Genomic DNA, 26,237 nt, shown 5'->3' on the forward strand with positions numbered 1-26,237 from the left:
ATAAACTATTCAATATCATATGCGACCAAATTCAAACCTAGAAGACGATAGTGAAACAACAAAACTACCAAATCTGTGATGCTCGTTATGACCCCTTACTTAGGCAGTTTGTGCGTGAAGATGGCCACGTAGAAACTATCGCGCCGATAGAAGGTAAGGTGTTTCTGTTCTTACTTGAAAATACCGGTGATTGCATTGAACGAGGCCTGATATTTGATAGGTGCTGGGGCAATGTGATTGTCTCAGAGCAAGCGCTCACTAACGTGATATCTAAGATTAGAAAAACGCTGTCAAGAGTGACTTGTGGCTGTGCGACGATTCGCACGGTCAGTAAAACGGGCTATTTGCTTGAAATCGATGAGTCAATAAAGCCTAGCAAAACTGAAACTGTGCCTTTTCAAGTGACTGAGAAGGTATCTAAATCAAACTTTTCGCCTGTCGAGCAGGAAGTGTTGGCTGAGACTGAAATCTCTACAGACGTTAATACCGCAACGGTCACTGATTCAGATCTCAAGACGTCTTCCAACCAAGAACTGAACTTAGCTGAATTAGAACCTTCAAATTCAAAAAGTAATACACACTTAATTAAAGCAGGCTATTTAGTCGCATTGATTTGTGTCGTCGTAACGGCGTTCAACCTTTTCCAAACCTATTATACGCCACTGCCTTATTTTATTGATAAAGCCGAATATCGCGACAGCTATACAGATAATACCAATCACTATTTTTTCCATATTGCGCATAATGAATCCTATTCGTTACCAGCGATCACTCAAAAGTTAACGGGTGCGATACCTAGCCACTGCAACGTTGATGTTTTTGTCCGTATCTATCCGTCTGTAGACCAACCTGAAAATGATACGTTATATATGTTGGTTCAAAAGAAGGATGGCGAAGCGTTGAACTATAGCGCTTCTATTTTTAATGTAGCGTCGTCTTTTGATTCGTTTGCTCAGTACATTGAAAAGAGGAGTGACTTTTGCGATTAATTGGCTTACTCATTCTTTGTGCAATCGCCGCTTCGAGCTTCTTGTTAGAGCAAAATGAATTAGCAGGCACTCGATGGCATTGTAAAACGATCAAAACGGATTTCTTATCTCAGGCATTCCAACCATATCAAGCATTGTACGAGCGCATAAGCCTTACTTTTCAGTCTGACCATACTTTTAACATTAGAGAGTTTGTGACGATTACTGAGCAAGACGGTAACGAGAGTACGATGGAAAACCTTTATTCCGGCTACTACGGACTGGATGGAAACAATCTGTCGATGAGTATTCTTGATGTGAGAACGGCGACGCCTTTTCATGATCCTGTTATTAATCAGGATTACAGTGAATATAAAGGGGTGACGATTGACTATGTTATTGCAGTGAAGGATCAGTCTTTGTATATGTTCAATGAACATCGAACTGAAATATTCAATTGGGCGTGTTTTAACGTTCAGTAGCTTTTTAAAGCTATGTGTCTAAGACGCTAATCTGAAAAAGGCAGGAATACCCTGCCTTTTTGCTTATTGAATCTAACGTGTCAGATTAAACTAGAGCGTTGTAACGTTCCAATCCAGCCTCAAGATCTGCAATCAAATCATCGACATCTTCTAAGCCGATATGAACACGAATCAAAGTCCCTTCGAAGTTAGGGTTCGCTACTGTTCTTAGGCTATCAAAACTGCTTGGTTCGTTTGCTAGAATCAAGCTCTCAAAACCACCCCATGAGTAACCCATGCTGAAGTGTGTCATGCCATCAAGCAGTGCTGTCGTTGCTTTTGTGTTTGAGTTCTTTAGAACAAAAGAGAACAGGCCATTGCCGCCAGTAAAATCTCGTTTGAAGAATTCATGACCCGGGCAAGACTCAAGAGCAGGGTGACGAACATGGTCAACCTCAGGGCGAGTTTCTAACCACTTAGCGACTTTCAAGCTGCTCTCAGCGTGTTGGCGCAGACGAACATCAAGAGTGCGGATACCACGAAGGCCAAGGTAAACGTCATCTGGTGAAACGCATTGTCCCATCAAGTAGCTTTGCTCTCTAAGTTGATCCCAACATTTCTCGTTGGCTACCGCTGTACCTAGCATCACATCTGAGTGACCCACTATGTACTTAGTCGCTGCTTGGATAGAGATATCAACACCGAATTCAAACGGTGAGAAGTTCACACCGGCTGCCCAAGTGTTGTCTAACATGACGATGATGTCATGTTCATGAGCAATACGTGCGAGCGTTGGAATGTCTTGAACTTCCATGGTGACTGAACCCGGAGACTCGGTAAACAGAACCTTAGTGTTTGGTTTAATAAGGTCTTGGATGCCTTCACCAATCGTTGGTTCGTAGTAAGTAGTTTCTACACCCATCTTCTTCATGATGGTGTCACAGAAATCGCGAGTTGGCTCGTAACAGGTGTCGACCATCAAAATATGGTCGCCCGTTTCTACAAAAGAGAGAATGGCATTAGAAATGGCTGCCGTACCACAAGGGTAGAGTGCACAGCCTGCGCCACCTTCCACTTCCACCATGGCATCTTGGAAGGCGAAATGAGTGTTGGTTCCACGACGTCCGTAAAAAAGTGTTTTGTTAGCGCGGTTAATCGTAGCTTTACGCTTCTCTTCTACTGAGTTGAATACGACAGTTGAAGCGCGCTGTACTGGTGGGTTAACGACACCATTGGTCCACTTCTTATCACGACCTGCAGTGATCAGCTTAGTGGTTTTGTTCTCGGACATGCTGTGAATTCCTTATCAATCGGTTATGTCCTATTTAAAACATGCCAATAGCCTTCAAAGCAAGAGGGGAGCGGGAGTTTTTACGCTTTTCTTTCGCTTTTTAACCTTTCACTTAGTTAATGGTGAAAGGTTAAAAACTTAGGGGAGGAAGTGATGAGTCACAATCGACTCATCATATGTATTACAGCAGAGGGTTGAACAAATAGAACAATCTTTCAAAGAAGCGATTTCGCAAGTTTCTTTGTTCCCACTGCTCCAGTACAACTGGGTGAGATGATTTTATATAAGATTGTTGCAGTTCAGAGAGTTGCTGAGTGAAGTGCACATCATCTACGGCTAGCGTCACTTCGAAGTTAAGCCATAAGCTACGCATGTCGATATTGACCGTTCCGATTAAACAAAACTCTTCATCAATCACTACTGACTTGGTGTGTAGAAGCCCACCGTAAAACTCGTAGATCTTCACGCCAGCTTCAAGTAGTTCAGTATAAAACGCGCGCGAAGCCCACTTAACCATCAATGAATCGTTGTTGTGTGGGATGACAAGTTCTACGTTGACACCACGTTGCGCTGTCATTTTGAGTGTTTCTAATAAATCGGCACTCGGTACAAAGTAGGGTGTCGTGATACGAACTGAATGGTTTGCCTGATTAATCGCAATGGTCAGAACTTGTAGGATTAAATATTCCGGCATGCCCGGGCCTGATGGTACTACCTGAACAGGGTGATGCGTCATTACCTCTTCAACCGGACACTCTGGTAAATCAGGAAGGATTCGTTCACCTGTTTCCACTTCCCAATCCCAACCATGAATGGCCGACAGCACATTTACGGTAGGGCCAGTTACACGAACCATTACGTCAATCCATTGACCCACACCTGAACTTTGTTTGAAGTGAGCAGGGTCAACCATGTTCATTGAACCGGTATAGGCAATGGTTTCATCAATCACGATGATTTTACGGTGCTGCCTTAGATCTAGACGGCGTAAGAAAATACGCCAAGGGCTAACCTCTAATGCTTGGACAACGTGAACGCCTGCGTCTTTCATCATGGATAGCCAGTGGCTTTTGAAAAAGCGCGGGCTCCCTGCCGAATCGAGTAAAACTTTAACATCGACGCCACGTTTTGCGGCTCGAATAAGAGCAGAAGCAACTGAATCGGTTAGGCCGCCAGGGTGCCAAATATAGAAAACCATCTTAATGCTGGTCTGGGCGTTTTCTATATCTTCGATAATTGCGTGTAGGATCTCATTGGGAGAAGATTGCAATGAAAGTGTGTTTCCGCTGAGCGCTGGAATACCCATTCGATTATTACAAAGCTCATCAATCTTGTGGATTGGGGAGCCGACTTTGCCGGGAAGGTGAAGTTGGCAATCATCTAGTTTTCGGAACCAATCACCAAACGGAGTAAACATGCGATGTGCACGCTCAGCCCTCTTTCTACCTAGGTTTAGCTCTCCAAAAAGGAAGTAACAAGCGACACCTACAATTGGGATAATGTAGATAACCATCAACCACGCGAGAGAAACACTCACAGAGCGTCGTTTTAGTACGACACGGAAAGTCACACCGGCTACAAGTACCCAGTACAAAGCGACAGAAGCTAAAGTTAAAAAATGGTAGAGCTTTTCCACATTGAATACTCGAAAAAAGAGACACTTAGATAGTAATGCTATTTTACGGATATGGGAATTTAAGGAATCAACTATTTACAAATTAGAGCTAAAGCTGTAAACAGGTTATAGTTGTTAAGTTTTGGTTAACTTAAGACGAAAACGATTGTTTTGTATGAAAAGACGGCATTTAACCATAAAAATTTACATTGGTAACGAAATATGTACGGTTCGGGCTTCCAATTTTATTCTTAAACTGGTTTACTTGCCAGATAACGAGCGTCAATCAAATCTTTTAGGTGTGTAAATTTTTTTATACGCCTTATCTTTTAAAGACGCCACCCAAAGCAAAACACAACATCACATAACACAAAAGTTTGGAGTACACGTGGCTACTAGTAATACAACCACAACACCCCGCGATACCTGGGGTTCGAAGTTAGGATTCGTAATGGCTGCAGCAGGTTCTGCTGTTGGTCTAGGTAACATTTGGAAATTCCCTTACACAGCAGGCGAAAGTGGCGGCGGTGCATTCGTTGCAATTTACCTGTTTTTTGTAATCTTCATCGGTTTCAGTGTCATGCTGACTGAATTTGCTATTGGCCGTCATACGCAAAAATCAGCAGTAGGCGCATTTAAAACAACTGACCGTCGTTGGACGTTCGCTGGTGTTATCGGCGTAGTCAGTGGTCTACTTATCATGGGTTTCTACCCTGTAGTAGGTGGCTGGTCTATCGCATACATCGGTAAGATTGCTGGTGGTCTATTAGATGCACCTGAAGCAATCGGTGACAGCTTCGGTGGCTTTATCTCAAACCCAGTTCAACCACTTATGTGGATGGGCGCATACCTACTACTTAACATTGTTATTGTTATGAAGGGTATCTCTGGTGGTATTGAGAAAGCGGGTAAGATTCTGATGCCACTTCTTTTCATCATCCTGATCGTGGTATCAATCAAAGGCATCATGCTTCCGGGCGCGATGGCTGGTCTTGAATTCCTATTCAGCCCTGACTTCTCTAAAGTAGACAGCGGTGTAATCCTAGCAGCACTAGGTCAAGCATTCTTCTCACTAAGTCTTGGTATGGGTTGTATGTTGACTTACGGTTCTTACCTTAAGAAGAAAGAGAACCTAGTTCAAACTACAGCTATGGTTACGGCAATGGATACCGGTGTTGCTATCCTAGCTGGTGTTGCAATGTTCCCTGCAATGTTTGCCTTCGGTATGGAACCTGCAGCTGGTCCTGGTCTAGTATTCGTTGTTGTTCCTCAGCTATTCGCTGAAATGGGCGGCGTAGTTGGTCTTCTTTTCGCTCTAATGTTCTTTATCGGTCTAAGTGTTGCGGCACTGACTTCTTCAGTATCTCTACTTGAAGTTGTTGTTTCTTACCTAATCGATGAGAAAGGTATGAAGCGTGTGACTGCAGTATTGTCTGCAAGTGTAGTAATGGCGATTCTGTGTATCTTCGCTTCTCTATCACTTGGTGGCTTCGGTCCTACATTGTTCGGTACTGGCGCATTCGATATCTTCGACCTACTAACTGATAAGATCTTCCTAGCAGTTGGCGGTATGTTGGTATGTATCTTCGCTGGTTGGAGACTAAACCGTGCAGACCTAGAGAAAGAAATCACTAACGACGGTGAAGTTTCTTTCCCACTATTCGGTCTATGGTACACACTAGTTAAGTACATCATTCCAGTAGCTATCGCTATCGTAGCGTTCATGGGTATCTCTTCTGGCTTCGACAGCGGTAAAGGTGCAATCATGCTACTAGGTATTGGTATTATTGCTGGCTCTGCGATTATCTCGAAGAAGCTATAGTTTTAAGAAGCTACAGTTCTAAGAAACCTAGCTCTAAGAAGCTACAATCGCGAGTTAAAGTAAGTTAAGAAACGGGAGCCATAGGCTCCCGTTTTTTTCGTTTTAAGCACTTAATTTCCATCGAAAAATAAATGTAATGCATTCACTAAAGTTATCCGTTCACTAGCCGATATGTTTATTGGTTAGGGCAGTTTGGTCCGTATTTATTTAGGTAGGTGTTGTGTGAAATTGTCAGTGAGAAAGAAACTGTATGCCGGTTTTGGCTCGATATTGGCGGTGCTTGTCACGTTAGTCAGTATTGTATGGATAGAGGTTATTGGCGCTCATAAAAGTGCTGATGAGATCAGAATGGACGATGTACCGGGTACTGTTACCTATCTTGTTTTGATCGATGAAGCCGGGGATGTCTACCGAGATGCGCTGGGAGCGATTATCCAAGTTGATAATGCGCTTAATGACTACCGCTCGAATAAGAATGAATTTGCTCAAGCCATCGCGCAAGCAAAGCGTTTGGAAAGCAGAGGATCAGAAGATCATCGTCGTATTGAGCGAATTGAAGATCTCATGGAACGTTTCACTCAAGAGTTTGAAGCGACACTTGTGCCTAAGATCAATGATGAATCTGAGCTACTAGCCAACATTCAACAGCTGCGTTCTCTGTATGAGAGCAACTTGATTCCAATTGAAAACTTGCTTGATCAAGCGTCAGCAAGTGAGCGTGCAGATACAGAGCAATCACTGCTTACGCTAACCGATACGTTTACTACCATTGAGCGCACTATCATGGTGTTGTCTGCGATTGCGATCGTATTTGGTTGTGTGATTGCGTATGTGTTGTCTAGCTCTATTACCAACCGCCTAACTCGTGTTGAACAAGTCGCGCGACGTGTAGCAAATGGTGACCTAACGGCAGGCGACATTATTGATGACTCTGGTGATGAACTGGCTGAACTGGCTAAGTCGATTAACCAGATGCAGAAATCATTGGTCGACCTACTGGGTTCTATCTCTTCAGTGACTCACCAAGTTCAATCGGTGACTGGCGAGCTATCGTCAATTAGCCAAGACATCGTGACGGGTGCATCAGCTCAGGCTGATAAAGCAAACCTGATAGCAACGGCTGCTGAAGAGCTAAGCTTGACCATTTCTGAAGTGGCTCAACAAGGTACTTCTACTTATGAAGAAGCGCGCCGCTCTGAAACTTCTGCAGAAGATGGCCGTAACGTGATTGTTGAGATGGTAGCGAGTATTCAACAAGTGTCGACTCAAATGAGCGATATGTCGCTGCAAATGAACACTCTGGGTTCTCACGGTGAGCAGATTGGTAGTGTTATCAAGGTAATCGAAGACATTGCTGAGCAAACTAACCTACTAGCTCTTAACGCTGCAATCGAAGCGGCTCGTGCGGGCGAATTCGGCCGTGGTTTTGCGGTGGTTGCCGATGAAGTACGCGCGTTAGCGGAGAGAACGACCAAAGCGACGCAAGAAGTGTCTGGCATCATTCAATCTATTCAGTCGGGTACGCAAGAAGCGGTCACTTACACTCAAGACAACTGTCGTTTGGTGGAGATTGGTGTAGAGCAAAGTACAGGGGCGGTATCCGCTCTAGAAGCAATTGTTAGCGGTGCGGGCAATGTACAAAGCATGGTCAACTCTATCGCGACTGCGGCAGAAGAACAGACGGCTGTGACTAAAGAGATTGCGGCTGATATTACGGCGATCAGTGATATTTCTGAGCAGTCTTTGCAACTGGCGACGCGTAGCTCTGAAAACACTTCAGGTTTGAATGCTAAGGTTGCTGAGTTAGAAGCACTGGTCGGTAAGTTCAAACTTGCTTAGTCCGTATTCAATCGGAACTAAAAACAGATTACCGAAAGCGGACAAATAAAGAGAAGCCCAATGATTCAATGTTAATTGAGTTAGTTGGGCTTTTTCGTAGCTGGAATCTGGGTTCAGACACGGTATACTCCACGTTCTACAATGGAGTAAGCCTTTACATGTTCGATATTCTTCTGAACCACTCTGATTTTTTACTTATCAATAAGCACCCCGGTGTCAGCGTCCACAAAGACGATGGCGATACTATGTTGCTTCAAGAAGTGGCTAAGGCAACCAATGAACCTAAGCTGTATCTCGTTCATCGCCTTGATAAAATGACCTCAGGCATTCTGCTGTTAGCAAAGAATTCTTCAGCGGCGAGTGAGCTTTCACAGCTTTTCGCAAAGCGTGAAGTCGAGAAGTATTACCTTGCGATTGGCTCTAAGAAGCCGAAGAAAAAGCAGGGTTTGATTTCTGGAGATATGGAGCGTTCACGACGCTCCAGTTGGAAACTACTGACCAGTAAAGAAAAACCAGCGATTACCCAATTTTTATCAGCAACGGCTGAACCCGGTGAGCGTCTACTTTTATGTAAACCTTATACTGGGCGAACTCACCAGATCCGTGTCGCGATGAAGTCGATCGGTTCCGCTATTGTTGGTGACCCTATTTACAACCCATCGAGTGAGGCGGACAGAGGCTATCTGCATGCCTTCGCGATTCGATTTACCTATCAATCACAAGCCTACGAATATGCCTGCGACCCAAGGAGCTTAGACTCTTTAGGAGATAAGTGGCATCAAGAAACCGTCTCTAACGGTTTGGACAGTTGGCTTGAACCTTGGTCATTAACTTGGCCAAAGCTAAACACTAAGTGAGTGAAATAATGGAAGCATCAGCTTTACCTCTGTTTTTTAGTCATATTGAACAGCAACTTAATGAAGTACCGAATGAACTGCGTCGTATCTTTCACGGTCGTGGTAAGTTTTGGCCAGGTCTAGAGCAACTGACATGTGATTGGGTTGATGGGCAATTACTGGTTAACGTATTCAAAGAAGTAGACGATGAGTTCTTGTCATCTCTTAAAGCTGGATTGGTTGACTTGACTAATAAAGACATCTGGCAAGCAAAGCAGGGCACAAGTATTGTTCTGCAACACCGTTATGCCGATGGTGCGCCTTCAGAAGTGCTGTGGGGCGAGCTAAACGACTCTCCAGTCGTGGTTGAGCACGGTCTTAAATATCAGCTCGACATTGGCCGTAATCAGAACTTCGGTTTGTTCCTAGACATGCGTAACGGTCGTCAGTGGGTACAAGATAATGCCAAGGGTAAGAATGTTCTTAACTTGTTCGCATACACTTGTGGCTTCTCTGTCGCAGCTATCGCTGGTGGCGCTCGCCAGTGCATGAACGTGGATATGTCACGTGGCTCGCTAAACAAAGGCCGCGATAATCACCGTTTGAATGACCACGACATGCGCTCGGTTAACTTCCTTGGTTACGACATCTTTAAGTCGTGGGGAAAAATCAAGAAAGGCGGCCCTTACGAGCTCGTTATCATCGATCCGCCTTCGTTCCAAAAAGGCAGCTTCGCGCTCACAAAAGACTACAAAAAGATCTTACGTCGATTACCTGAGCTTTTAACAGAAGGTGGTGAAGTGATCGCGTGTGTTAACTCACCAGCGGTTTCTCCTAACTTCCTTATTGAAACGATGGCAGAAGAAGCGCCAAACGTTGAGTTTATTGAGCGTCTAGACAACCCGCCTGAGTTTGTCGATGTCGATCTTGATTCAAGTCTTAAGGTTCTGAGGTTTAAGATTAGCGCTTGTGCTGACGCTTAATTGATTTTAAACATCAGTTAGAAAAAACGCCGCTCATATAGAGCTAATGCCGATCGTTTAAGAAGACTTGAACGATCTTGCAGTTAGCAGATAATCCCCATCAACAACGTTGATGGGGATTTTTTTTATGCTTGAACAAGAATTAGCAATGGCACACGAGACCATTGAAGATGCCGACAATTATGAATCTGTCGTCGACGCCATTCAGATTGAGTGGATAGAACAAGCTCTTCTTGAAACCAATAAAGCGAGCATAAGACGACGCCGACTTCCCGCTCAGCAAGCTGTCTGGTTAGTTATTTGGATGGGACTGCAACGCAACATGTCTATCAAAGAGGTATGCAGTTCATTAGACATCGCACTTCAGCCTAAACCTGAAGATAGTTGGTCTCGTGTTGCACCCAGTGTCCTAACTGATTCACGCCGACGTCTAGATGAGAGTCCGTTAGCGGCTCTGTTTCACACAACGGTAAAGGCTTGGCGCGAAGATATCCTTCAACAAGACAAAGACTTAGGGCTTAATGTTCTTGCTGTCGATGGGACAACATTTAGGTGTCAAGATTCCACAGAGAACGCTGAAGAATTTGGGTTCATCTCTAAAAAATTGAAACCTTACCCTCAACTTCGTTTAGTCGCTTTGATGTCAACAGAAACACGAATGATTATGGGGGCAGCTTTTGATGGTTGTCATGTCGGTGAAACGACCCTAGCCAAGCGCCTATTCAATGATATCCCCGCACACTCATTGACCTTATTTGATCGTTGTTATTTCTCGGCAGACCTTTTGTTGTCGTGGCAAGAGAGTGCGGAAAATGCTCACTGGTTAATGCCTGCAAAACGTAAGCTACGCTATGAAGTGTTGGAGAAATATGCTGAGAACGACATGCTCATCTCAATGCCTATCTCTCCTCAAGCTCAACGGCAGAATCCGAATTTACCCGCACGTTGGGAAGCCAGATTAGTCCTATATCAAGAGCCAAAAGGTGAGATAAAAGGTTTTATTACTTCACTTACAGACCCTAGTAGATACTCGCTAGAAAGCCTGCTGCGTATTTATTGGCAACGCTGGGAGATAGAAGAAGGTTATGGTGAAATTAAACAGACTCAACTGCAAAGTCACGTCACTTTACGAAGTCGTTTTTCTGCCGGAGTGAAGCAAGAGCTTTGGGGCGTATTACTTGCCTATAACTTAGTGCGATTAGAGATGGTTAAGATAGCTTCAGAAGCCGGGGTTCGAGCAACTAGGGTAAGTTTTACCGCCGCAATTAACCTTATTGATGCGCAATTACGTTGGCTAGCTTTAAGCCCAGACGGAACCCTACCAGTCAAACTTAAAAGGATGAGAGAAAGTCTGAGTCACTTCATTCTTCCGGATAAAAGAAAGGACCGAACGTTTCCACGTTCAGTCCTCTTTGTTCCAGCCAAATATCCGTTTAGGTTCAAGCAGTAATGCTTATCCGAACGGCATTAGCTCATATAGAGCGGCGTTTTAGTTTGTAAGGAATGGAGACTGAGACTAGTTGGTTTGATTTTTGAGGGTCTGGAACCCAAAATAAATACGCATAAACGTAGTCAACCAACATGCCGCACCAAAAGTATAAGCAATAACCGCAAAGTGTTGAGGCCAAATACAAAAGGCGATGAAACAGGTGATGGTCTCTGTGCCTTCAGTTAATCCAGACATGTAGTAGAGCGACTTGTGCTTATAAACAGGGTTCTCGATGCCTCGTTTGCCTGCCATCACTGCAAACGCTAAAAAGCTGCTGCCTGTGCCGATAAAAGAGAAGATCAAAAATGCACCGGCAATGGCGTTATGTTCTGGGTTGGCAATGACAAATCCAAAAGGGATCAGCGAGTAGAATAGGAAATCTAGGCTGATGTCGAGGAAGCCACCCGCATCACTGATGCCTTGTATTCGAGCCAAAGCGCCATCGAGCCCATCACATACTCTGTTGAATATAATGAAGCCTAACGCCCACTCATATTGTTGAAATGCTAACGCAGGAAATGCTAAACACCCAACCAGAAACCCGAATAGCGTGGTTTGATTAGCCGTGATACCAAATTGGTTCAACAACTTAGCTGACTGATTTAAGGGCCACTTAATGACCTTGATAGAGTACTTATCCAGCATTGCTACTTCTCCATGGCCAAGACAGTACTTGCGCCCCTTGAGGCACATCTGCGTCGTCGTGCGTCACCATCAGCGTGGGGATATTGGCTTTCCTCAACTGCTCAAACACCCAGTCGCGAAATTGCGCTCTTAACTCTTGGTCTAGCTTACTGAACGGCTCGTCGAGTAGGGCGAGTTTCGGCTTCGCCAATAACATACGAGTTAAACTTATTCTTGCGCGTTGACCACCGGATATTTGGTCAGGGAATGACCCTGCTAAGTGAGTCAGTTCAATGTCTTTTAATGCGGTCATCGCTTGTTGTTGGCGAGCCGAACCCTTAACTGAATTAGGTAGAGAGAACGCCAAATTCTCCCATACCTTTAGATGAGGGAACAACAAGTCATCTTGAAACAGAATTCCGACTTCACGTTGATGCGATGGCAAGCCGTCTAGCTGAATGTCGTTCAAAACAACGGTGCCAGAATACGAAAACTCATCATTCAAGTGACCCGCTACGGCGTCCAACAAGGTCGATTTTCCGCAGCCGCTCGGCCCCATCAAAGCCAATACTTGGCCTGATTCTAATGTTACGTTTAGCGCTGAAAACAGCGATACACCATCGTTTTTATGGATGGCGAGGTCGTTGAGGTGCAGACTCATTCGTTAGAAAACCTTTAAAAGTAAGACGGCGATATCTGAGTTGAAGTCGGCTGACCAATATCGCTAAAGAGAAAAAGAACAAAGGCAACAAGGCCTGCCAGATAGCATAAATTGCCGTTACCCTGCGGTCGAACCCACTGGTTAGGGCAACAGCTTCTGTTGTGATCGTGCTAATGCGACCTGCACCGAGCATTAATGTCGGCAGGTACTGAGCCAAACTCACACTGATCCCGACTGCCCAAGCGAAGGCGATGGCAGGCAGCAATATCGGCAGCTTAATGGAATACCAACTTTGAAATGGTGATTTACCTAGACTCAGCGAGGCTTTTATCAGGCCATCATTGAAGCTTTTCCAAGGCCCATCTAAAGACAAGTATACAAATGGAAAGGCGAAGAATACGTGTGCCCAAACTACCCAGAACTCATAAGCGCTGCTGCCAATATAAAGCGTGGTGACTTGCATACCAAACAACACCGAGAGTTGCGGTATCAACATTGGAATAGCGATAATAAAGCCCGGAACTTGCCACTTGTATTTGATTCTGTATTCGTGAGCAACCAGCGCAAGTAACAGAGCGACTGAAGCCGAAATCAGACCAATCCATAAGCTTTGACCAACGGTGCTCATGATGCCGTCCCACTCGAACTCCCAGAAGCGCATACTGTAGTGGCTCGGCAGTAAATCAGGGAAGCGCCAACGTTGGGCAACACTCCAAATCACCATCAATGGAATGATCAGCAATGACAGCGCAGCAAGCACAGTAAACACAGTTTTCCCCGGAAGGTTTGCGCCTGTTCTGCCTGAATACTGCCAAGTTCGAAAGTACTTAAGAATCGCCCATTCCACTAAACGCGCCAAGGCGATGATCAACGAAGCTAAACCAAATAAAACGATCGCGCCCGCAGCAGCTCGCGGGAGTAGGTTAAGGTCTGGATCGTTGAACCATTGCCATACCAAAACGGCAAAGGTCGGCGGGTTAGTTGGGCCAATGATCAGAGCAATATCGACAACCGAGACACTGTAAGCGAGTACCGCCAGCATTGGGAATCTAAGTTTGGTAAACCATTGTGGGAAAATACATTTCCACCAAATCTGAGCTCGGCTATAACCTAGAGAAGCACTTACCTTAGTGATACGCTCTACATCAATTTGTTGAAGTATCGAAATGCTCATCAACAACAAGAAAGGGACTTCTTTGAGTGCGAGCATAATGATCAAGCCGAACGCGTATGGGTCTTTCACCAATAACGCTAATTCAGAGCTCGTAGCCGATTCGCCGAACAAGTGATGTACGGCTCTTGCGCCAAGCCCCGTCGGACTGAACAGAAAAGCAAAGCCGATAGCGAAAGCCACATGTGGAACGGCAAGCATTGGCGATAGTGTTAACTCTATCTTTCTCCAAAACTTGTTTCCCCAAGAGGCTTGAAGAATACAAAAGGTCAGGAAGCAGGCTATGTAGCTGCTTGCAATCGCTGAGCCTAGGCTTAAGCCAATAGAGTGCCAAGCCCCTTCCCATTGAAATACTTGGTCAAAACCGTTGAGTGTTGGCTCATCTAAACCTAGGGGCGGGATGAAACTCAGTGACGAAGCCACCACTCCCGCTACCCCAGGAATGGTTGGGATAATGCACACAGCTATAACAACAAAATATAGAGCACGTAGCATGAAGACTAGTTACCGTATCGCTTAAGCCACTCTTTCTCGAGCGCGTTTTGCCAGCTTGGGTGTGGTTCATCAACCGACTTAAATTGCTGAGTATTTTTAGCACTGCCAGTGAGGTACTTGCTGTTCAATACTGAAGGATCGCCCCAAACATTAAGGTCACCCTTGCGAGATTGCGCTTCTGGGCTCAATAAGAAGTTGATGGTCACTTGAGCGCCTGAAGTTGCATTGGCATTCCAAGGGATTGCAAGGAAGTGAATATTAGATAGAGCGCCGCTTTCTAGAGCATAAGCCTTGGTGGTTTCGGCTAAACGGCCACTTGCTTGCGCTGAATATACAGAGTTTGGATTGAAGGTAATCGCGAGGTCGAGTTGTCCATCATCTAGAAGTTGGATGCTTTCTGATGTACCTGCTGGGAATTGTTTGCCACCACGCCATGCCACTTTATGGAATTTATCTAAGTAAGCCCAAAGTGGCGCTGTTACCGCTTGGAAGTTATCTTCTGAAACCGGCTGAGCCAGCGCAGGGTTATTGTTTGTTAGTTCAATCAGTAGAGACTTAATGAAGCTCGTGCCATGAAATTCTGGTGGACGAGGGTAGCTTATTCGGTTCGGAAAAGCCTGAGCGTAGCTCAACATCTCAGAGAATGATTGTGGTGGATTGTGCAGCGTCTCTTGGTCGTGAATGAACACAAGTTGCCCAACACCCCACGGTGCTTCTAAGCCTTCTGTCGGCTCTGAGAAATCGACATCAATCGGCAGAGATTTATCGACATATTGCCAATTTGGAAGTGATTCTGTAAATGGCCCAAACAATAGCGCGTTGTCTTTCATCGAACGGAAGTTCTCGCCATTAATCCAGACGATATCGACACTGCCTTCACTGTTCTTCCCTGCTGCTTTTTCAGCAAGTAAGCGAGTCGTGGTTTCTGCAATATCGGTTACTTTTACATGCTTTAAGGTAACACCGTAGTCACTCTGTAATTTCTTGCCTGCCCATTGTAGGTAACGATTGATCTCTTGGCTTCCGCCCCAAGCGTGAAAGTAGACAGTTTCTCCCTCTGCCTGCTGTTCAATTTGGTTCCAGCTATCGGTTGATGTTGCTTCATCAGCATAAATGGTTGCGCTGTATGCAACGGTTGCCATGATTCCTAACGTACTTACTATCTTGTTCATAAACTTTTCCATTTGGTAGTGAACGGGCAAGAGCATTGTATTTTTGAACTCCCTAGGGCGTGTTGACCTTTCGCGGTTGAATTTTGTTCGAAAGATCAACTCGCCCTAATAGTTATTCTATCTGTTTCTGAAATAATTTCTAATTCAACAGTAAATTCAATCAATTACTAGGGGCCTTTGCCATCCTACCAACAGACCGTTAAAGCGGTGAATTAATTGCATCTAAATGAGGTTTTTTTGATATTTATTGGAGGTTGGTACGAAAAGAAGGCGATAAGTAGCGTTTTTAATGATTAGGTTTTGAGCAGGCAATAAAAAAGGAGCCTTGGGGGCTCCTTAAATCAATATCAGATGTCGATGACGGATTAGTTTACCCAGTCACGAATCGTGTACGTTAGCGTGTGTACATCGTTTTTCAGTACTAGCGTATCGTTTGTTAGGGTTACGTCGCTCCACTCGCTTAGAGTAGCAGAAACCGATTGTTCGATTTCCATCGCAGAGCCGTGACACATTTTCATTGTCATGCCCATTTGCTTGATACGGAATTGACCGTCTTTCAATTCGCCTTGACCGAAGAAGTTGTTACAACCAGCCATGCCGTTCGCAGTCATTTTTTCGCCGATCTCTAGACGAGGAGCTGCTTGGTCTTCGCTTTTCACAATGTCCTTGCCATCAATTTGTGCAAGTTCCCAATTATGGTGCTGTAGATCGGTTGGTGTTACTTGCATCGCGTTGTCACCTGTTGTTGTGCATGCTGCTAGCATCATAGGTAAAGCGGCTACTGCTAGTAATTTTTTTGAACTAAACTTCATATTATAAGGCTCCAAAGGAAAGAACGAAGTTACCGAATAAGTGTAACTTGATGGGTTCAAAGTATAGTTTACAAAACACTATATGTGTCAGTATAAGGTCATAGTTTAGTATGAATTTCATGAGCTAGGCGACAAATTAATCGCTTATTTTTGAGATAGTAAGCATAGTTTTGAATGTGTAAGGAGACGTGGTGGAGCAGTTAGAGTTTTTCCAAGTTCCAAGCCCTTGCGTTGGGGTTTGTTCAAGCGATGACAAAGGCTATTGCAATGGTTGTATGCGCAAAAGAGAAGAGCGCTTTAATTGGATGTCGATGACACCGTCAGAACAATTGCACGTGATAAAGTTGTGTCGTCAGCGCTATAGAAGAAAAATAATGAAGCAAAACAACTTAGTTGGTCAGCCGGTAGACGAAGAGGGAAATACAAGTCCCCAAAGAGATCTTTTTGGTTAAAGAGAAAGTATCAAGATTTTATTTAACTCCGAGGTAACTATTACTTTACATAATGGTTGGGGTGTAATATTAAGGTAGGTACCTTTGTACCTGAAGGAGTGATGTCGGTATGAATAAAAAGAACGTCAAAATCAAAAAAGAGCCAGTGAAAGCACTTGACCGAAAACCGATCGGGGCGAAAGATGACCCTGAAGAGGCTCCGCGTGATTGGCATTCGATGTCAGAAGAAGAACGAATGGAAATCCTTTCTCACCTCTCAGACATGCCTTTCCAATAACACCACTGGTTCTTCAGAGTCTTTCTTAAAGTTCAGTTTTCAGAAACAAAAATGCGATTAAACAAACATGTGATTCGCTTTCGTTACACCACGATGGTACGTGCAAAATGTATCATCAGCTTCGGTGGTTTTACTGTGAATCTTAATGTTCGTGATCACTTCTACAGCCCCTGCATCGTAGCAAGCTTGTTCTGCCTTTTTAACGATATCGAGTAATTGGTTGAGTTCACCTTTCATCGTGGTTTCCATCGCACCGACTTGGAAAGGTACATCGGCAGCTTTCACAACTTCAATGGCTCTATCAACCACTTCGAAGTTGTTGCCTTCTTTAACGCGAGGTATCACTTGGAAGGCAACCATCACTTCTTTTTCTCTTTTTAACTCAGACACTTTCTGCTTACTCTAGGATAGGGAATTGTTGCAGATGATAGGTTAATGCGGAGACGAATTCTACAGCGGTTATGCTGGTTGGATTACTCTCGTTGTCCTACTTGTTACCCCAGTGGTCGCTTACCCAACCACCTATGTGCTCATCAAAATGACTGCCACTGAACCTCTGGTTGCGTTCAACCGAAGTATCACAATCATCTTTATTATCTATTAGGGTTTGTATGTAGTTTGCCATCGGGTCATTAGAATGTTGACGATCTCGGCGGGTTGCCACTTCCTTAATCAGTTGTAATCGATATGTAGAGCTAGCACGTTTCATTTCAATGACCTCCTGTTGTAGACACTAATAGAAAAATCTAGTTGCCAGACATAGGGGCGTCAATGTGATTTAAGAGTATTTTTTTTGAGCAACCAAGAATCAATACGTTGGCGTCATAATTCACAAAAGTGTCATCTAAGTTTGCATTTTCAGGGAAGTTTTTGTGTGTAAATTTGTGTTTTGTTGCATATGAAAAGCCCAGTTCAAACTGAGCTGATTATTCTATTTCTGGTTGCTTAGCGCTATTTCTGGTTACTTTGAGCTATTTGGTTTGCTTTTAAATTGCTTGATGCTCTTCTTTTGGGCTGTTCTTCGATTCGCCATTTTATCTTTAGGTGGACGCTTGCGAGCGGTCACTTCAGATGCAGGTTTGTCTGTAACAGGGAAACCTTCTAACGGTTGCAGCACTAACGGCTTATTGGTCAGGGTGCGAATTGCATTGAGATGCTCATTTTCACTGTGGCTAACCAGAGATATCGCGTAACCAGTACTTCCTGCTCTTGCTGTCCGACCAACGCGGTGTACGTAAGTTGCTGCGTGAGACGGTAATTCGAAGTTAATTACGACAGGTAACTGATCAATATGAATGCCTCGAGCTATGACGTCTGTCGCGATAAGCACGCGAGTCTCGCCATTTTTGAAACTTTCTAATGCTTGCTCTCTTTCTTCTTGGCTCTTATTTCCATGCAACGCACTCACACTGATTTTGGCTTTATTCAATCGCTTGGTTAATGCATCGGCATTGTCTTTTGCGCCAATAAATACCAATACTTGCGGCCATATGTGTTGATTGAGTAGGGCAATGAGCGCTTGAGCTTTACTGCCTTTGTTCACTAAGTACAGAGTTTCTTCAATAGTCGCGACCACGCTGTTTTCTTGGTGTGTCGTGACTTTAACTGGATTTGAAAGAAGTTCTTCAGCCTGACCTACTAATTCGGGTGGAAGTGTCGCAGAGAACAACAGTGACTGGCGTTTGCTCGGTAGTGCTTCGGTAATTGCTTGAATATCTGGCCAAAAGCCCATGTCGATCAGGCGATCGGCTTCATCAAGAACTAATGATGAACTCTGAGTTAAATCCAGTTCGCCACTTTTGATTAAAGCAAGTAATCGGCCTGGTGTGGCGATGGCTAGTTGCGGTTTAGTCGATAATTGTTGCTGTTGAACATCAGTATTCACGCCGCCCGTTAACGTTACGAATCTGATATCTAGCTCTGTCGCGATCGGTTCTAAAGATTCGGCCACTTGAGACGCGAGCTCACGCGTTGGAACAATGATAAGCGCTTGCAGTTCATTTACATCATGGTTGATGTTGTTCAGCAAAGGTAAGCCGAACGCCAATGTTTTACCACTGCCCGTTTGAGCCAATGCAAGTACGTCTTTCCCTGCAATAATTGTAGGAATTACCGCTTGCTGTATCTCTGTCGGCTTATTGAATTGAGCTGGGAGGGCGGAGACGGTTTTTGCGTTAAGGGTTAGGCTATCAAATGACATAAATGAACCAAGTATCAAAAGGGAGGTGGAGTCTAACAGGGCAGCAAATGTTAGAGAATCAGTTTTGTTCGTAACACGATAAACGCTCTCATTATATGCTTGAATTACGTATGTTAGCCATACGAGATAATTAAGCGTTTGTCATATTGTAATGGCACTGAATGGACGTACAATGTCTGCCCTAAAAATGTTCATGAAATGAGATCGAAATGAGTTGGGACAGTATCTGGCTGTTTATTGTTATCGTGTTTTTTATTGCCATTATTCCGGGCCCAAATGCGCTGTTGGTATTAAGTACAGCCTTAACTCAAAGGAAGCTGTTCGCATTTGTAAACGTGCTGGGCGTGTCATGTGGTTTCTTTTTTCACGCCTTTATCTCGGCCAACGGCATAAGCCTATTACTGTCGAATACTCCCATGGCCTTTGAAGGTCTAAAGTGGGCTGGGGTTTTGTATCTTGTCTGGCTTGGATACAACCATTTCCGTGCGGCATTCCGTGCGCAAGAGGGTGTGCTTTCTGTGGTGAGTGCGTCGGGAAGTAAGCTTTATCATCAGTTTTTAAAGGGGCTATTGACCAATCTACTTAACCCTAAAATTGTGCTGTTTTATCTATCGATATTTCCTCAGTTCGTTACCACAGATACGATTGTGTCAGACAGCTTAATGCTTGGCGGGATTCAAGCGATAGTGGTGTCGACGTGGTTCTTGGTCGTCATCTTAATGGCGGATACGTTTAAGCGCTTGTTGGTTCAAAAGCGTACCTCACAAATAATGAACATGGTTTGTGGTGTGCTATTTTTGGGTTTCAGCATTCAGCTGGCCTTGTTTCAGCTCTAAGTTTTTACGCCAGATAGTAGCGGCACAGATACGACTCATATCTCACTTTTCACTGAATCTAAGGGAATCCTTGTCTCTCTGCATAAATGCCTAAAGCATTAGGTTATAAAGTCGATATAATAATTAGGCATTAATTTGATGAATGTGTTTATTTAAAACCAATTGAAGCTAAAGTCTATTGCTTGACCGAATAACAGAGACAGGGAGTCACTAATGCGTGAAGATTCATTCACCCAGAAACGCAAATATTACCGCTTAAAGTACCCTCAAAAGGCACGCCCGGTGATGCGAATTAAGGATGAGCTTTTTCATGTCAGTGAAGTATCTGAAAAGGGCGTGCGCCTGATGATGCGTAACATCATTCCTGTTTATCGCGGCTTTTCAATGGCAGGTACCTTAAGGTTGCATGACAACACCAGTATCGATATTAGCGGTGCTGTATTGCGACAAGAAGGGGACGAAGTGATCGTTCAGTTATCACAAGGTCCAAGCTTTAAAGATATGGTGTCTGAACAACGCCACATCAGACAACGATACCCAGTATTTTTTGCAAGCTTGAGAGTGGCTTAAAAAGCTTTAGGGTTAGATGCCTTAAAGCCCAAATAGCCCATTCCCCAAATTACTCGATTCTAAGCTGAGATTAAAAAGCCCAGCACTTTCACAAGTGCTGGACTTTGTTATGTCTATTCAAGGGACAAACCAAGAGCTTAGTTACTCTATAGCTCGTCTACTGTTGCCCAAACTGCGGCTAGCATGTCGTGACCAAATGCAACGCTGCGCTCTGGAGACCAGCCATACAGTTCGTCAGCGTGGCTGATGTGATCTTTAAATGGCATCTCGACTGTGTAAGCTAAGCATTTGAACTGCTCACCAATCCAGTTTGTGCCAACCGTCATATTCGCTTTGCCCGGTTCGTCTTTATCGTAACCAAACTCATCTTGGAACTCTGGCGTGATAGTCAGTAGTGCTTGCTTGAAGTGATTCTCTAGCTTAGCAATGCGCTCGTTGTATGAAGGCGTGCCTTCGCTACCTGCTACAAAGTTATATGGAATCGCTTCGTCGCCGTGAATGTCTAGACACAGGTCAACGCCCGTTTCTAACATGCGCTCACGAACAAGGTATACTTCTGGGCTACGTTCCATAGAAGGCGATTGCCATTCACGGTTCAGGTTAACGCCAATCGCATTAGTACGAAGGTGACCGCGGATGCTGCCATCTGGGTTCATGTTAGGAACCACACGGAAAACAACGCTGTCTAGCAGTGAACGACCAACTGTGTCAGTTTCATCAAGCAGGCGTTGCAACAGGCCTTCGATCAACCATTCAGCCATAGTCTCACCAGGGTGTTGGCGACCTATAACCCAGATGTTTTTCTTCTCTTCACTTGGCTCACCAATGGTTAGCAAAGTGATGTCATTGTTGTCTAGCGTGTGGCCTAGAGTTTCAAGCTTACAAGCTGGGTGCGTTTGCGCACTGTGCAGAAGATCTTGATGACGGTCGTACGAGTACGGTGCGAAGTACGCGAAGTACATTGAATCGTGCTCAGGAATGATGTCGAAGCTTAGCGTGTCACCATCGAACTGAGATGGAATACGGAACCACTCTTCGCGGTCGTACGATGCAACCACATCGTAATCTTTCCAGCCTTCAGGGTATGCAGACGTTGCCAGTTGACCGATTTCGAAGTGGTGTGCTTGTTGAGCATCGCTTTCTAAGCGGAAATGAAACCACTGAGATATTTCAGTCTGGTTGTCTGCTGGGATAGTCAGTTGAATGTTTTGTGGTGAATCTGCTGAAACGACGTGAATGTTGCCGCTTTCGAAATTGCTGAAAATTTTCATTGTAGTTTTTATCTCGTAGTTGAGTTGCCGTAAGACTAGCACACTTTTTTTCGAGCAAACCACTAACTAAATCGTAATGAGATGTTATTTCAACTATCTACTTTTTCGTTGTCTATTTTTGAACAACCCACTTTCCAACTATCGACGCTGGCAAGTGGTACACCCACGACAGGCAGAACGTGTGTGGCGATCTAACTTGCTACGCTGCACCTTGCAATAAGCGTTTTTTAGCGCCCTTCGTCCAGAAAACCAATCATCAGGTTTCGCAAGAATCAAATAACCATTAAATCGTTTAACGAGTTCGATTCTGTTTTGCTCGATGAACTTGCTATCAAACCCAATTTCAAAGTAATCAAGCGCTTGTTCGATGGAGGTGAAACTCGCTATTTTTTGCTGGAATTCTGTCTGGTTCATGGAGTGAAGAGTTTATGAAAAGAGTTAGCCGACATTGTATTAGATTTACAATTTACTTCTTTGATTTGGGAGCGAGTTTAACTTCTTTATTGTTGAATTAATCAGTTATTGAAATCAAATGTGACCATTGTATTTGCTGGGTGGTTGGGTTGTTGAGCCACTAATTTTTCAAAGTGAAATCAAGCTCTCAGAAAGGGCCATTTTTTGTTCCTCAGGTTGCGATTGATGATCCAAATCAAACGGACCTACCCCTAAAGTATTATTCTGATCTGAATTGTAACCAATTGTTGAAGATGATTAAGAATTATGACAATAAAAAAACGTTATATCGCACTAATAGCGGCGGTTGGTATAGGTATTGGCTGGTTAACCTTAGGGGGAACTGCAGCCGTTATGCACTATACATCGAGCACTGAGTTTTGTGTTTCTTGCCACACGATGGAAGCACCCCACAAAGAGTATCAAGGTTCAGTTCACTTCAGTAACGCAAAAGGCATACGAGCTGAATGTGCCGATTGCCACATCCCAACGGATCCGATTGACTATGTGATCACTAAAGTAAGAGCGTCTAAAGACATCTACCACGAATTCATCTCAGGTAAGATCGACACGCCTGAGAAATACGAAGCACACCGTGAAGAGATGGCTGAAACAGTATGGGCTCAATTCCGTGAGAATGACTCAGCGACGTGTCGCTCTTGCCACGAATTCGATGCAATGGAAGAGTTCGAGCAATCTCGTGATGCGGCGAAAATGCACGCTTACGGTAAAGAGAACAACCAAACGTGTATCGACTGCCACAAAGGCGTTGCGCACTTTGCCCCTGAAGCTCAGCTAGACAGCAAAGCCTTCGATACCCTGATTGCCTTTACCAAAAACACGCCAGCAGATGCGAAAGTGGTTTACCCAGTAACCGATATCGCAATGGGCGAATTCGGTAGCGTAAACCCAACGGCTGAACTTGAAGTAGTTAAAGCTGAAGGCGACAACCGTACGGTGACTCTGAATGCCTTCCAAATGAGAGGCGCAGAGCAAGTGCTTTACTTCGGTGAAGGTCAACGTGCAATTGTTGCGACACTGACAGACAAAGGTCAAGAAGCACTAATTACTGGTGAATACGAAGCCGATGCTTACGGTAACGAGTGGCGTTCTGTTGCGTTAACGGGTGACATTACTGATCCAGTTGTCGATAGCCTAGACCCAATCTGGTCTTACGCAGAAGAGTTGGACAATGTTTATTGTGCAACGTGTCACGCGAAGATTCCTTCAAACCACTTCACTGTGAATGCTTGGGGACCTGTTGCGAAAAGTATGGGCGACCGTACCGACATTTCTGAGCAAAACCTTGAGCTGCTGACTAAGTACTTCCAAAACCACGCGAAAGACGTTGTTGGTCACTAAAGAGAATTAGAAGGATAAAATTATGACTAATATGACCCGTCGTGGATTTATGAAAGGCACAGGTATCACTGCTGGTGCGTTGGCATTCACATCCTTGACGCCGATGAGCGCAATGGCTTCTGACAAGCGCGGTTCTGGTGTTCTAACATCAGGCCGTATGGGACCAATGCTGTGTGAAGTGAAAGATGGCAAGTTAGTGTCGACCACGAATGCACTGGCACAAACCGTTCCGAACAGCCTACAAACTACAGGCCCTGACCAAGTACACACCAAAGCGCGTGTTAAATACCCTATGGTCCGTAAAGGCTACTTGGCTAACCCATCGGCACCTGAAGGTGTACGTGGTAGCGATGAGTTTGTTCGCATCTCTTGGGATGAAGTGTACAAACTGATTCATCAACAACACTCACGTATTCGTAAAGAGCACGGAGCTGAATCGGTATTCGCAGGCTCTTACGGTTGGCGTTCAAGTGGCGTCTTGCATAAAGCGCAAACACTTCTACAACGTTACATGAGCATGGCTGGTGGTTACTCTGGTCACTTAGGCGATTACTCAACAGGTGCTGCTCAGGTCATCATGCCGCACGTGGTGGGTTCGATTGAAGTGTATGAACAACAAACGACTTACCCAGTCATCCTTGAGCACAGTGATGTGGTGGTACTTTGGGGGCTAAACCCAATCAATACCTTGAAGATCGCTTGGAGCTCAACGGACTGTGCAGGTCTTGAATTCTTCCACCAGTTGAAGAAATCGGGCAAGACAGTGATCGCGATTGATCCAATGCGTTCTGAAACTATCGAGTTCTTTGGCGATAGCGCTGAGTGGATTGCTCCTCACCCAATGACTGACGTAGCCATGATGATGGGTATTGCGCACACATTAGTGAAGCAGGGTAAACACGACAAAAAATTCTTGGGCAAATACACAACAGGTTATGACGTATTCGAAGCTTACCTAATGGGTAAAGAAGACGGCGTTGAAAAATCTGCTGAGTGGGCGTCTGAGATCTGTGGTGTGCCAGTTAAGCAGCTTGAGCTACTTGCTGATATCTTCAGTAAGAACCGTACTATGCTGATGTCTGGCTGGGGTATGCAGCGTCAACAATACGGTGAACAACGTCACTGGATGTTGGTTACGCTAGCGACAATGCTAGGTCAAGTTGGCTTACCTGGTGGTGGTTTCGGTCTTTCTTACCACTACTCAAACGGTGGTAACCCTGCTCGTGATGCAGGTGTACTTCCTGCGATTTCAGCGTCGCTTGGTGGTGGTTCATCAGCAGGTAACGACTGGGCAGTATCAGGAGCTGTGAATGCATTCCCTGTCGCGCGTATTGTTGAAGCGCTAGAAAATCCAGGTTCAAGCTACCATCACAATGGGCACAACCTAACGTTCCCAGAGATCAAAATGATCTGGTGGGCAGGCGGTGCGAACTTTACTCACCACCAAGATACCAACCGCTTGATCAAAGCTTGGCAAAAGCCTGAGCTGATTGTTATCTCAGAACCTTACTGGACAGCAGCAGCTAAACACGCGGATATTGTGTTGCCAATTACTACATCGTTTGAACGTAATGATATGACGATGACAGGTGACTACAGTAACCAGCATCTAGTGCCAATGAAGAAAGTCGTTGAGCCTCAAGGTGAAGCGCGTAATGACTTTGATGTGTTTGCGGACATGTCTGAGTTGCTTGCTCCGGGTGGCCGTGATGTGTACACCGAAGGCAAGACCGAAATGGAATGGCTGTACGGTTTCTACAAAACAGCACAGCAAGGTGGTCGTGGTCAACGCATCGTAATGCCTAACTTCAGCAAGTTCTGGGATGATAACCAACTGATTGAGATGAAATGGAACGAGAAGAACGCACAGTTCGTTCGTTACGCTGATTTCCGTGAGAACCCAATCATGAGCCCACTAGGTACACCGAGTGGCAAGTTCGAGATTTTCTCAAGAACGATTGAAGGTTACCAACTAGACGATTGTCCAGCGCACCCTACTTGGTTAGAACCGACAGAGTACACCGGCAATGCAAAAGATGGCGAACTGCAATTGATGACGGCGCACGCCGCGCACCGTCTACATAGCCAGTTCAACTACGCGAAGATTCGTGAAGAGTACGCTATCGCAGACCGCGAGCCGATTTCAATTCACCCTGAAGACGCAAAAGCGCGTGGCATTAAAACGGGTGACTTGGTTCGTGCACACAATGGTCGTGGCCAAGTATTGGTTGGTGCATTAGTGACTGATGGCATCAAACAAGGCTCTGTATGTATCCATGAAGGTGGTTGGCCAGATTTAGATAAAGATACAGGACTATGTAAAAACGGCGGCTGTAACGTACTTACGTTGGATATTCCGACCTCTCGTTTGGCAAATGGCTGTGCGGCGAACTCTGCGCTTGTGAAAATTGAAAAATACACAGGCCCAGTATTAGAACTGACGGCATTTGATCCACCTAAAAATGGTTAATCTCTAACGAGAAATAGCTAATTGAACGAAGCCAGCCTAACCGCTGGCTTTTTTATGATCTTTTTTGCGATGGAAAGACTATTACTGTGTGTCGAGCAGACAACTCA

25 protein-coding genes are annotated in these 26,237 nt (G+C 44.8%); 13 read left to right on the forward strand and 12 right to left on the reverse strand.

Features of this window, described 5'->3' with window-relative positions; all coding sequences use genetic code 11:
* Positions 1–50: 50 nt before the first annotated feature.
* Both ITG09_06490 and ITG09_06495 read left to right on the forward strand, forming a co-directional pair.
* Entirely contained in the window at positions 51–989 is a 939-nt protein-coding gene (locus tag ITG09_06490) for a winged helix-turn-helix domain-containing protein (GenBank protein ID UPR53271.1), read from the forward strand.
* Positions 980–1,450 (forward strand): hypothetical protein, encoded by a 471-nt coding sequence (locus ITG09_06495; GenBank protein ID UPR53272.1) that lies wholly within the window; start codon positions 980–982, stop codon positions 1,448–1,450. The genes ITG09_06490 and ITG09_06495 overlap by 10 nt, the downstream gene beginning before the upstream one ends.
* Positions 1,451–1,535: 85 nt before the next feature.
* On the opposite strand, the gene ITG09_06500 is transcribed toward ITG09_06495, so the two are convergent.
* Positions 1,536–2,720 carry a cystathionine beta-lyase gene (locus ITG09_06500; GenBank protein UPR53273.1) on the reverse strand — a complete coding sequence of 395 codons (1,185 nt, stop codon included), beginning with the start codon at positions 2,718–2,720 and terminating at the stop codon, positions 1,536–1,538.
* A 181-nt stretch (positions 2,721–2,901) separates the two neighbouring features.
* Positions 2,902–4,356, reverse strand: coding sequence for a cardiolipin synthase (cls, locus tag ITG09_06505; protein UPR53274.1), 1,455 nt, complete (start codon positions 4,354–4,356; stop codon positions 2,902–2,904).
* 367 nt (positions 4,357–4,723) lie between these two features.
* On the opposite strand from cls, the gene ITG09_06510 reads away from it, so the two are divergent.
* The 5 genes from ITG09_06510 to ITG09_06530 all read left to right on the forward strand — a co-directional run bounded on the left by ITG09_06510 (position 4,724) and on the right by ITG09_06530 (position 11,265).
* Complete coding sequence (locus tag ITG09_06510) at positions 4,724–6,157, forward strand: sodium-dependent transporter (protein UPR53275.1); 1,434 nt, start codon at positions 4,724–4,726, stop codon at positions 6,155–6,157.
* Positions 6,158–6,379: 222 nt separating this feature from the next.
* A complete protein-coding gene (locus ITG09_06515) occupies positions 6,380–7,996 on the forward strand; it encodes a methyl-accepting chemotaxis protein (GenBank protein ID UPR53276.1) in 1,617 nt (538 codons plus the stop codon).
* 158 nt (positions 7,997–8,154) lie between these two features.
* Positions 8,155–8,853, forward strand: coding sequence for a TIGR01621 family pseudouridine synthase (locus ITG09_06520; protein ID UPR53277.1), 699 nt, complete (start codon positions 8,155–8,157; stop codon positions 8,851–8,853).
* An 8-nt stretch (positions 8,854–8,861) separates the two neighbouring features.
* Positions 8,862–9,815, forward strand: a complete 954-nt coding sequence (locus tag ITG09_06525) for a class I SAM-dependent methyltransferase (protein UPR53278.1) — start codon at positions 8,862–8,864, stop codon at positions 9,813–9,815.
* A 127-nt stretch (positions 9,816–9,942) separates the two neighbouring features.
* On the forward strand, positions 9,943–11,265 hold the full coding sequence (locus ITG09_06530) for an IS4 family transposase (GenBank protein UPR53279.1): 1,323 nt from the start codon (positions 9,943–9,945) through the stop codon (positions 11,263–11,265).
* A 66-nt stretch (positions 11,266–11,331) separates the two neighbouring features.
* Here the strand turns inward: ITG09_06530 and ITG09_06535 are convergent, their stop codons facing one another.
* The 5 genes from ITG09_06535 to ITG09_06555 all read right to left on the reverse strand — a co-directional run bounded on the left by ITG09_06535 (position 11,332) and on the right by ITG09_06555 (position 16,239).
* Entirely contained in the window at positions 11,332–11,949 is a 618-nt protein-coding gene (locus ITG09_06535; protein ID UPR53280.1) for a CDP-alcohol phosphatidyltransferase family protein, read from the reverse strand.
* Positions 11,939–12,589, reverse strand: a complete 651-nt coding sequence (locus ITG09_06540) for an ATP-binding cassette domain-containing protein (protein ID UPR53281.1) — start codon at positions 12,587–12,589, stop codon at positions 11,939–11,941. The genes ITG09_06535 and ITG09_06540 overlap by 11 nt, the downstream gene beginning before the upstream one ends.
* The gene (locus tag ITG09_06545; GenBank protein UPR53282.1) at positions 12,555–14,255 is read right to left on the reverse strand and encodes a thiamine ABC transporter permease; all 1,701 of its coding nucleotides are present in this window, start codon (positions 14,253–14,255) and stop codon (positions 12,555–12,557) included. The genes ITG09_06540 and ITG09_06545 overlap by 35 nt, the downstream gene beginning before the upstream one ends.
* Positions 14,256–14,260: 5 nt before the next feature.
* Positions 14,261–15,427, reverse strand: coding sequence for an ABC transporter substrate-binding protein (locus ITG09_06550; protein ID UPR53283.1), 1,167 nt, complete (start codon positions 15,425–15,427; stop codon positions 14,261–14,263).
* A gap of 365 nt (positions 15,428–15,792) precedes the next feature.
* Positions 15,793–16,239, reverse strand: a complete 447-nt coding sequence (locus ITG09_06555) for an META domain-containing protein (GenBank protein ID UPR53284.1) — start codon at positions 16,237–16,239, stop codon at positions 15,793–15,795.
* Between the two features lie 191 nt (positions 16,240–16,430).
* Between ITG09_06555 and ITG09_06560 the strand changes: the two genes are divergently transcribed.
* Together ITG09_06560 and ITG09_06565 are read left to right on the forward strand one after the other, a co-directional pair.
* Positions 16,431–16,691 carry a DUF1289 domain-containing protein gene (locus ITG09_06560; protein ID UPR53285.1) on the forward strand — a complete coding sequence of 87 codons (261 nt, stop codon included), beginning with the start codon at positions 16,431–16,433 and terminating at the stop codon, positions 16,689–16,691.
* Positions 16,692–16,800: 109 nt separating this feature from the next.
* Entirely contained in the window at positions 16,801–16,968 is a 168-nt protein-coding gene (locus ITG09_06565; GenBank protein ID UPR53286.1) for a hypothetical protein, read from the forward strand.
* Between the two features lie 57 nt (positions 16,969–17,025).
* Here the strand turns inward: ITG09_06565 and ITG09_06570 are convergent, their stop codons facing one another.
* From ITG09_06570 to ITG09_06580, 3 genes are all read right to left on the reverse strand, one after another.
* Positions 17,026–17,328, reverse strand: a complete 303-nt coding sequence (locus ITG09_06570) for a thiamine-binding protein (GenBank protein UPR53593.1) — start codon at positions 17,326–17,328, stop codon at positions 17,026–17,028.
* A 127-nt stretch (positions 17,329–17,455) separates the two neighbouring features.
* Positions 17,456–17,677: a hypothetical protein gene (locus ITG09_06575; GenBank protein UPR53287.1), complete on the reverse strand. Its 222-nt coding sequence runs from the start codon at positions 17,675–17,677 to the stop codon at positions 17,456–17,458.
* Positions 17,678–17,929: 252 nt separating this feature from the next.
* The gene (locus ITG09_06580) at positions 17,930–19,168 is read right to left on the reverse strand and encodes a DEAD/DEAH box helicase (GenBank protein ID UPR53288.1); all 1,239 of its coding nucleotides are present in this window, start codon (positions 19,166–19,168) and stop codon (positions 17,930–17,932) included.
* 209 nt (positions 19,169–19,377) lie between these two features.
* Here ITG09_06580 and ITG09_06585 point away from each other — a divergent pair, with 209 nt between their 5' ends.
* Positions 19,378–20,004 (forward strand): LysE family translocator, encoded by a 627-nt coding sequence (locus ITG09_06585; protein UPR53289.1) that lies wholly within the window; start codon positions 19,378–19,380, stop codon positions 20,002–20,004.
* A gap of 213 nt (positions 20,005–20,217) precedes the next feature.
* On the forward strand, positions 20,218–20,574 hold the full coding sequence (locus ITG09_06590) for a PilZ domain-containing protein (GenBank protein UPR53290.1): 357 nt from the start codon (positions 20,218–20,220) through the stop codon (positions 20,572–20,574).
* Positions 20,575–20,720: 146 nt separating this feature from the next.
* Here ITG09_06590 and ITG09_06595 read toward each other — a convergent pair whose 3' ends face one another.
* Both ITG09_06595 and ITG09_06600 read right to left on the reverse strand, forming a co-directional pair.
* Entirely contained in the window at positions 20,721–21,845 is a 1,125-nt protein-coding gene (locus tag ITG09_06595) for a hypothetical protein (protein ID UPR53291.1), read from the reverse strand.
* A gap of 138 nt (positions 21,846–21,983) precedes the next feature.
* Entirely contained in the window at positions 21,984–22,259 is a 276-nt protein-coding gene (locus ITG09_06600) for a nitrogen fixation protein NifW (GenBank protein ID UPR53292.1), read from the reverse strand.
* Between the two features lie 306 nt (positions 22,260–22,565).
* Between ITG09_06600 and ITG09_06605 the strand changes: the two genes are divergently transcribed.
* Together ITG09_06605 and ITG09_06610 are read left to right on the forward strand one after the other, a co-directional pair.
* Positions 22,566–23,660 (forward strand): NapC/NirT family cytochrome c, encoded by a 1,095-nt coding sequence (locus ITG09_06605; GenBank protein UPR53293.1) that lies wholly within the window; start codon positions 22,566–22,568, stop codon positions 23,658–23,660.
* 22 nt (positions 23,661–23,682) lie between these two features.
* Positions 23,683–26,130 carry a molybdopterin guanine dinucleotide-containing S/N-oxide reductase gene (locus ITG09_06610; GenBank protein ID UPR53294.1) on the forward strand — a complete coding sequence of 816 codons (2,448 nt, stop codon included), beginning with the start codon at positions 23,683–23,685 and terminating at the stop codon, positions 26,128–26,130.
* Positions 26,131–26,237 lie beyond the last annotated feature (107 nt).

Origin of the sequence: Vibrio cyclitrophicus (genome assembly GCA_023206055.1) — a bacterium.
In the GTDB taxonomy this organism is placed as follows: domain Bacteria; phylum Pseudomonadota; class Gammaproteobacteria; order Enterobacterales; family Vibrionaceae; genus Vibrio; species Vibrio cyclitrophicus_A.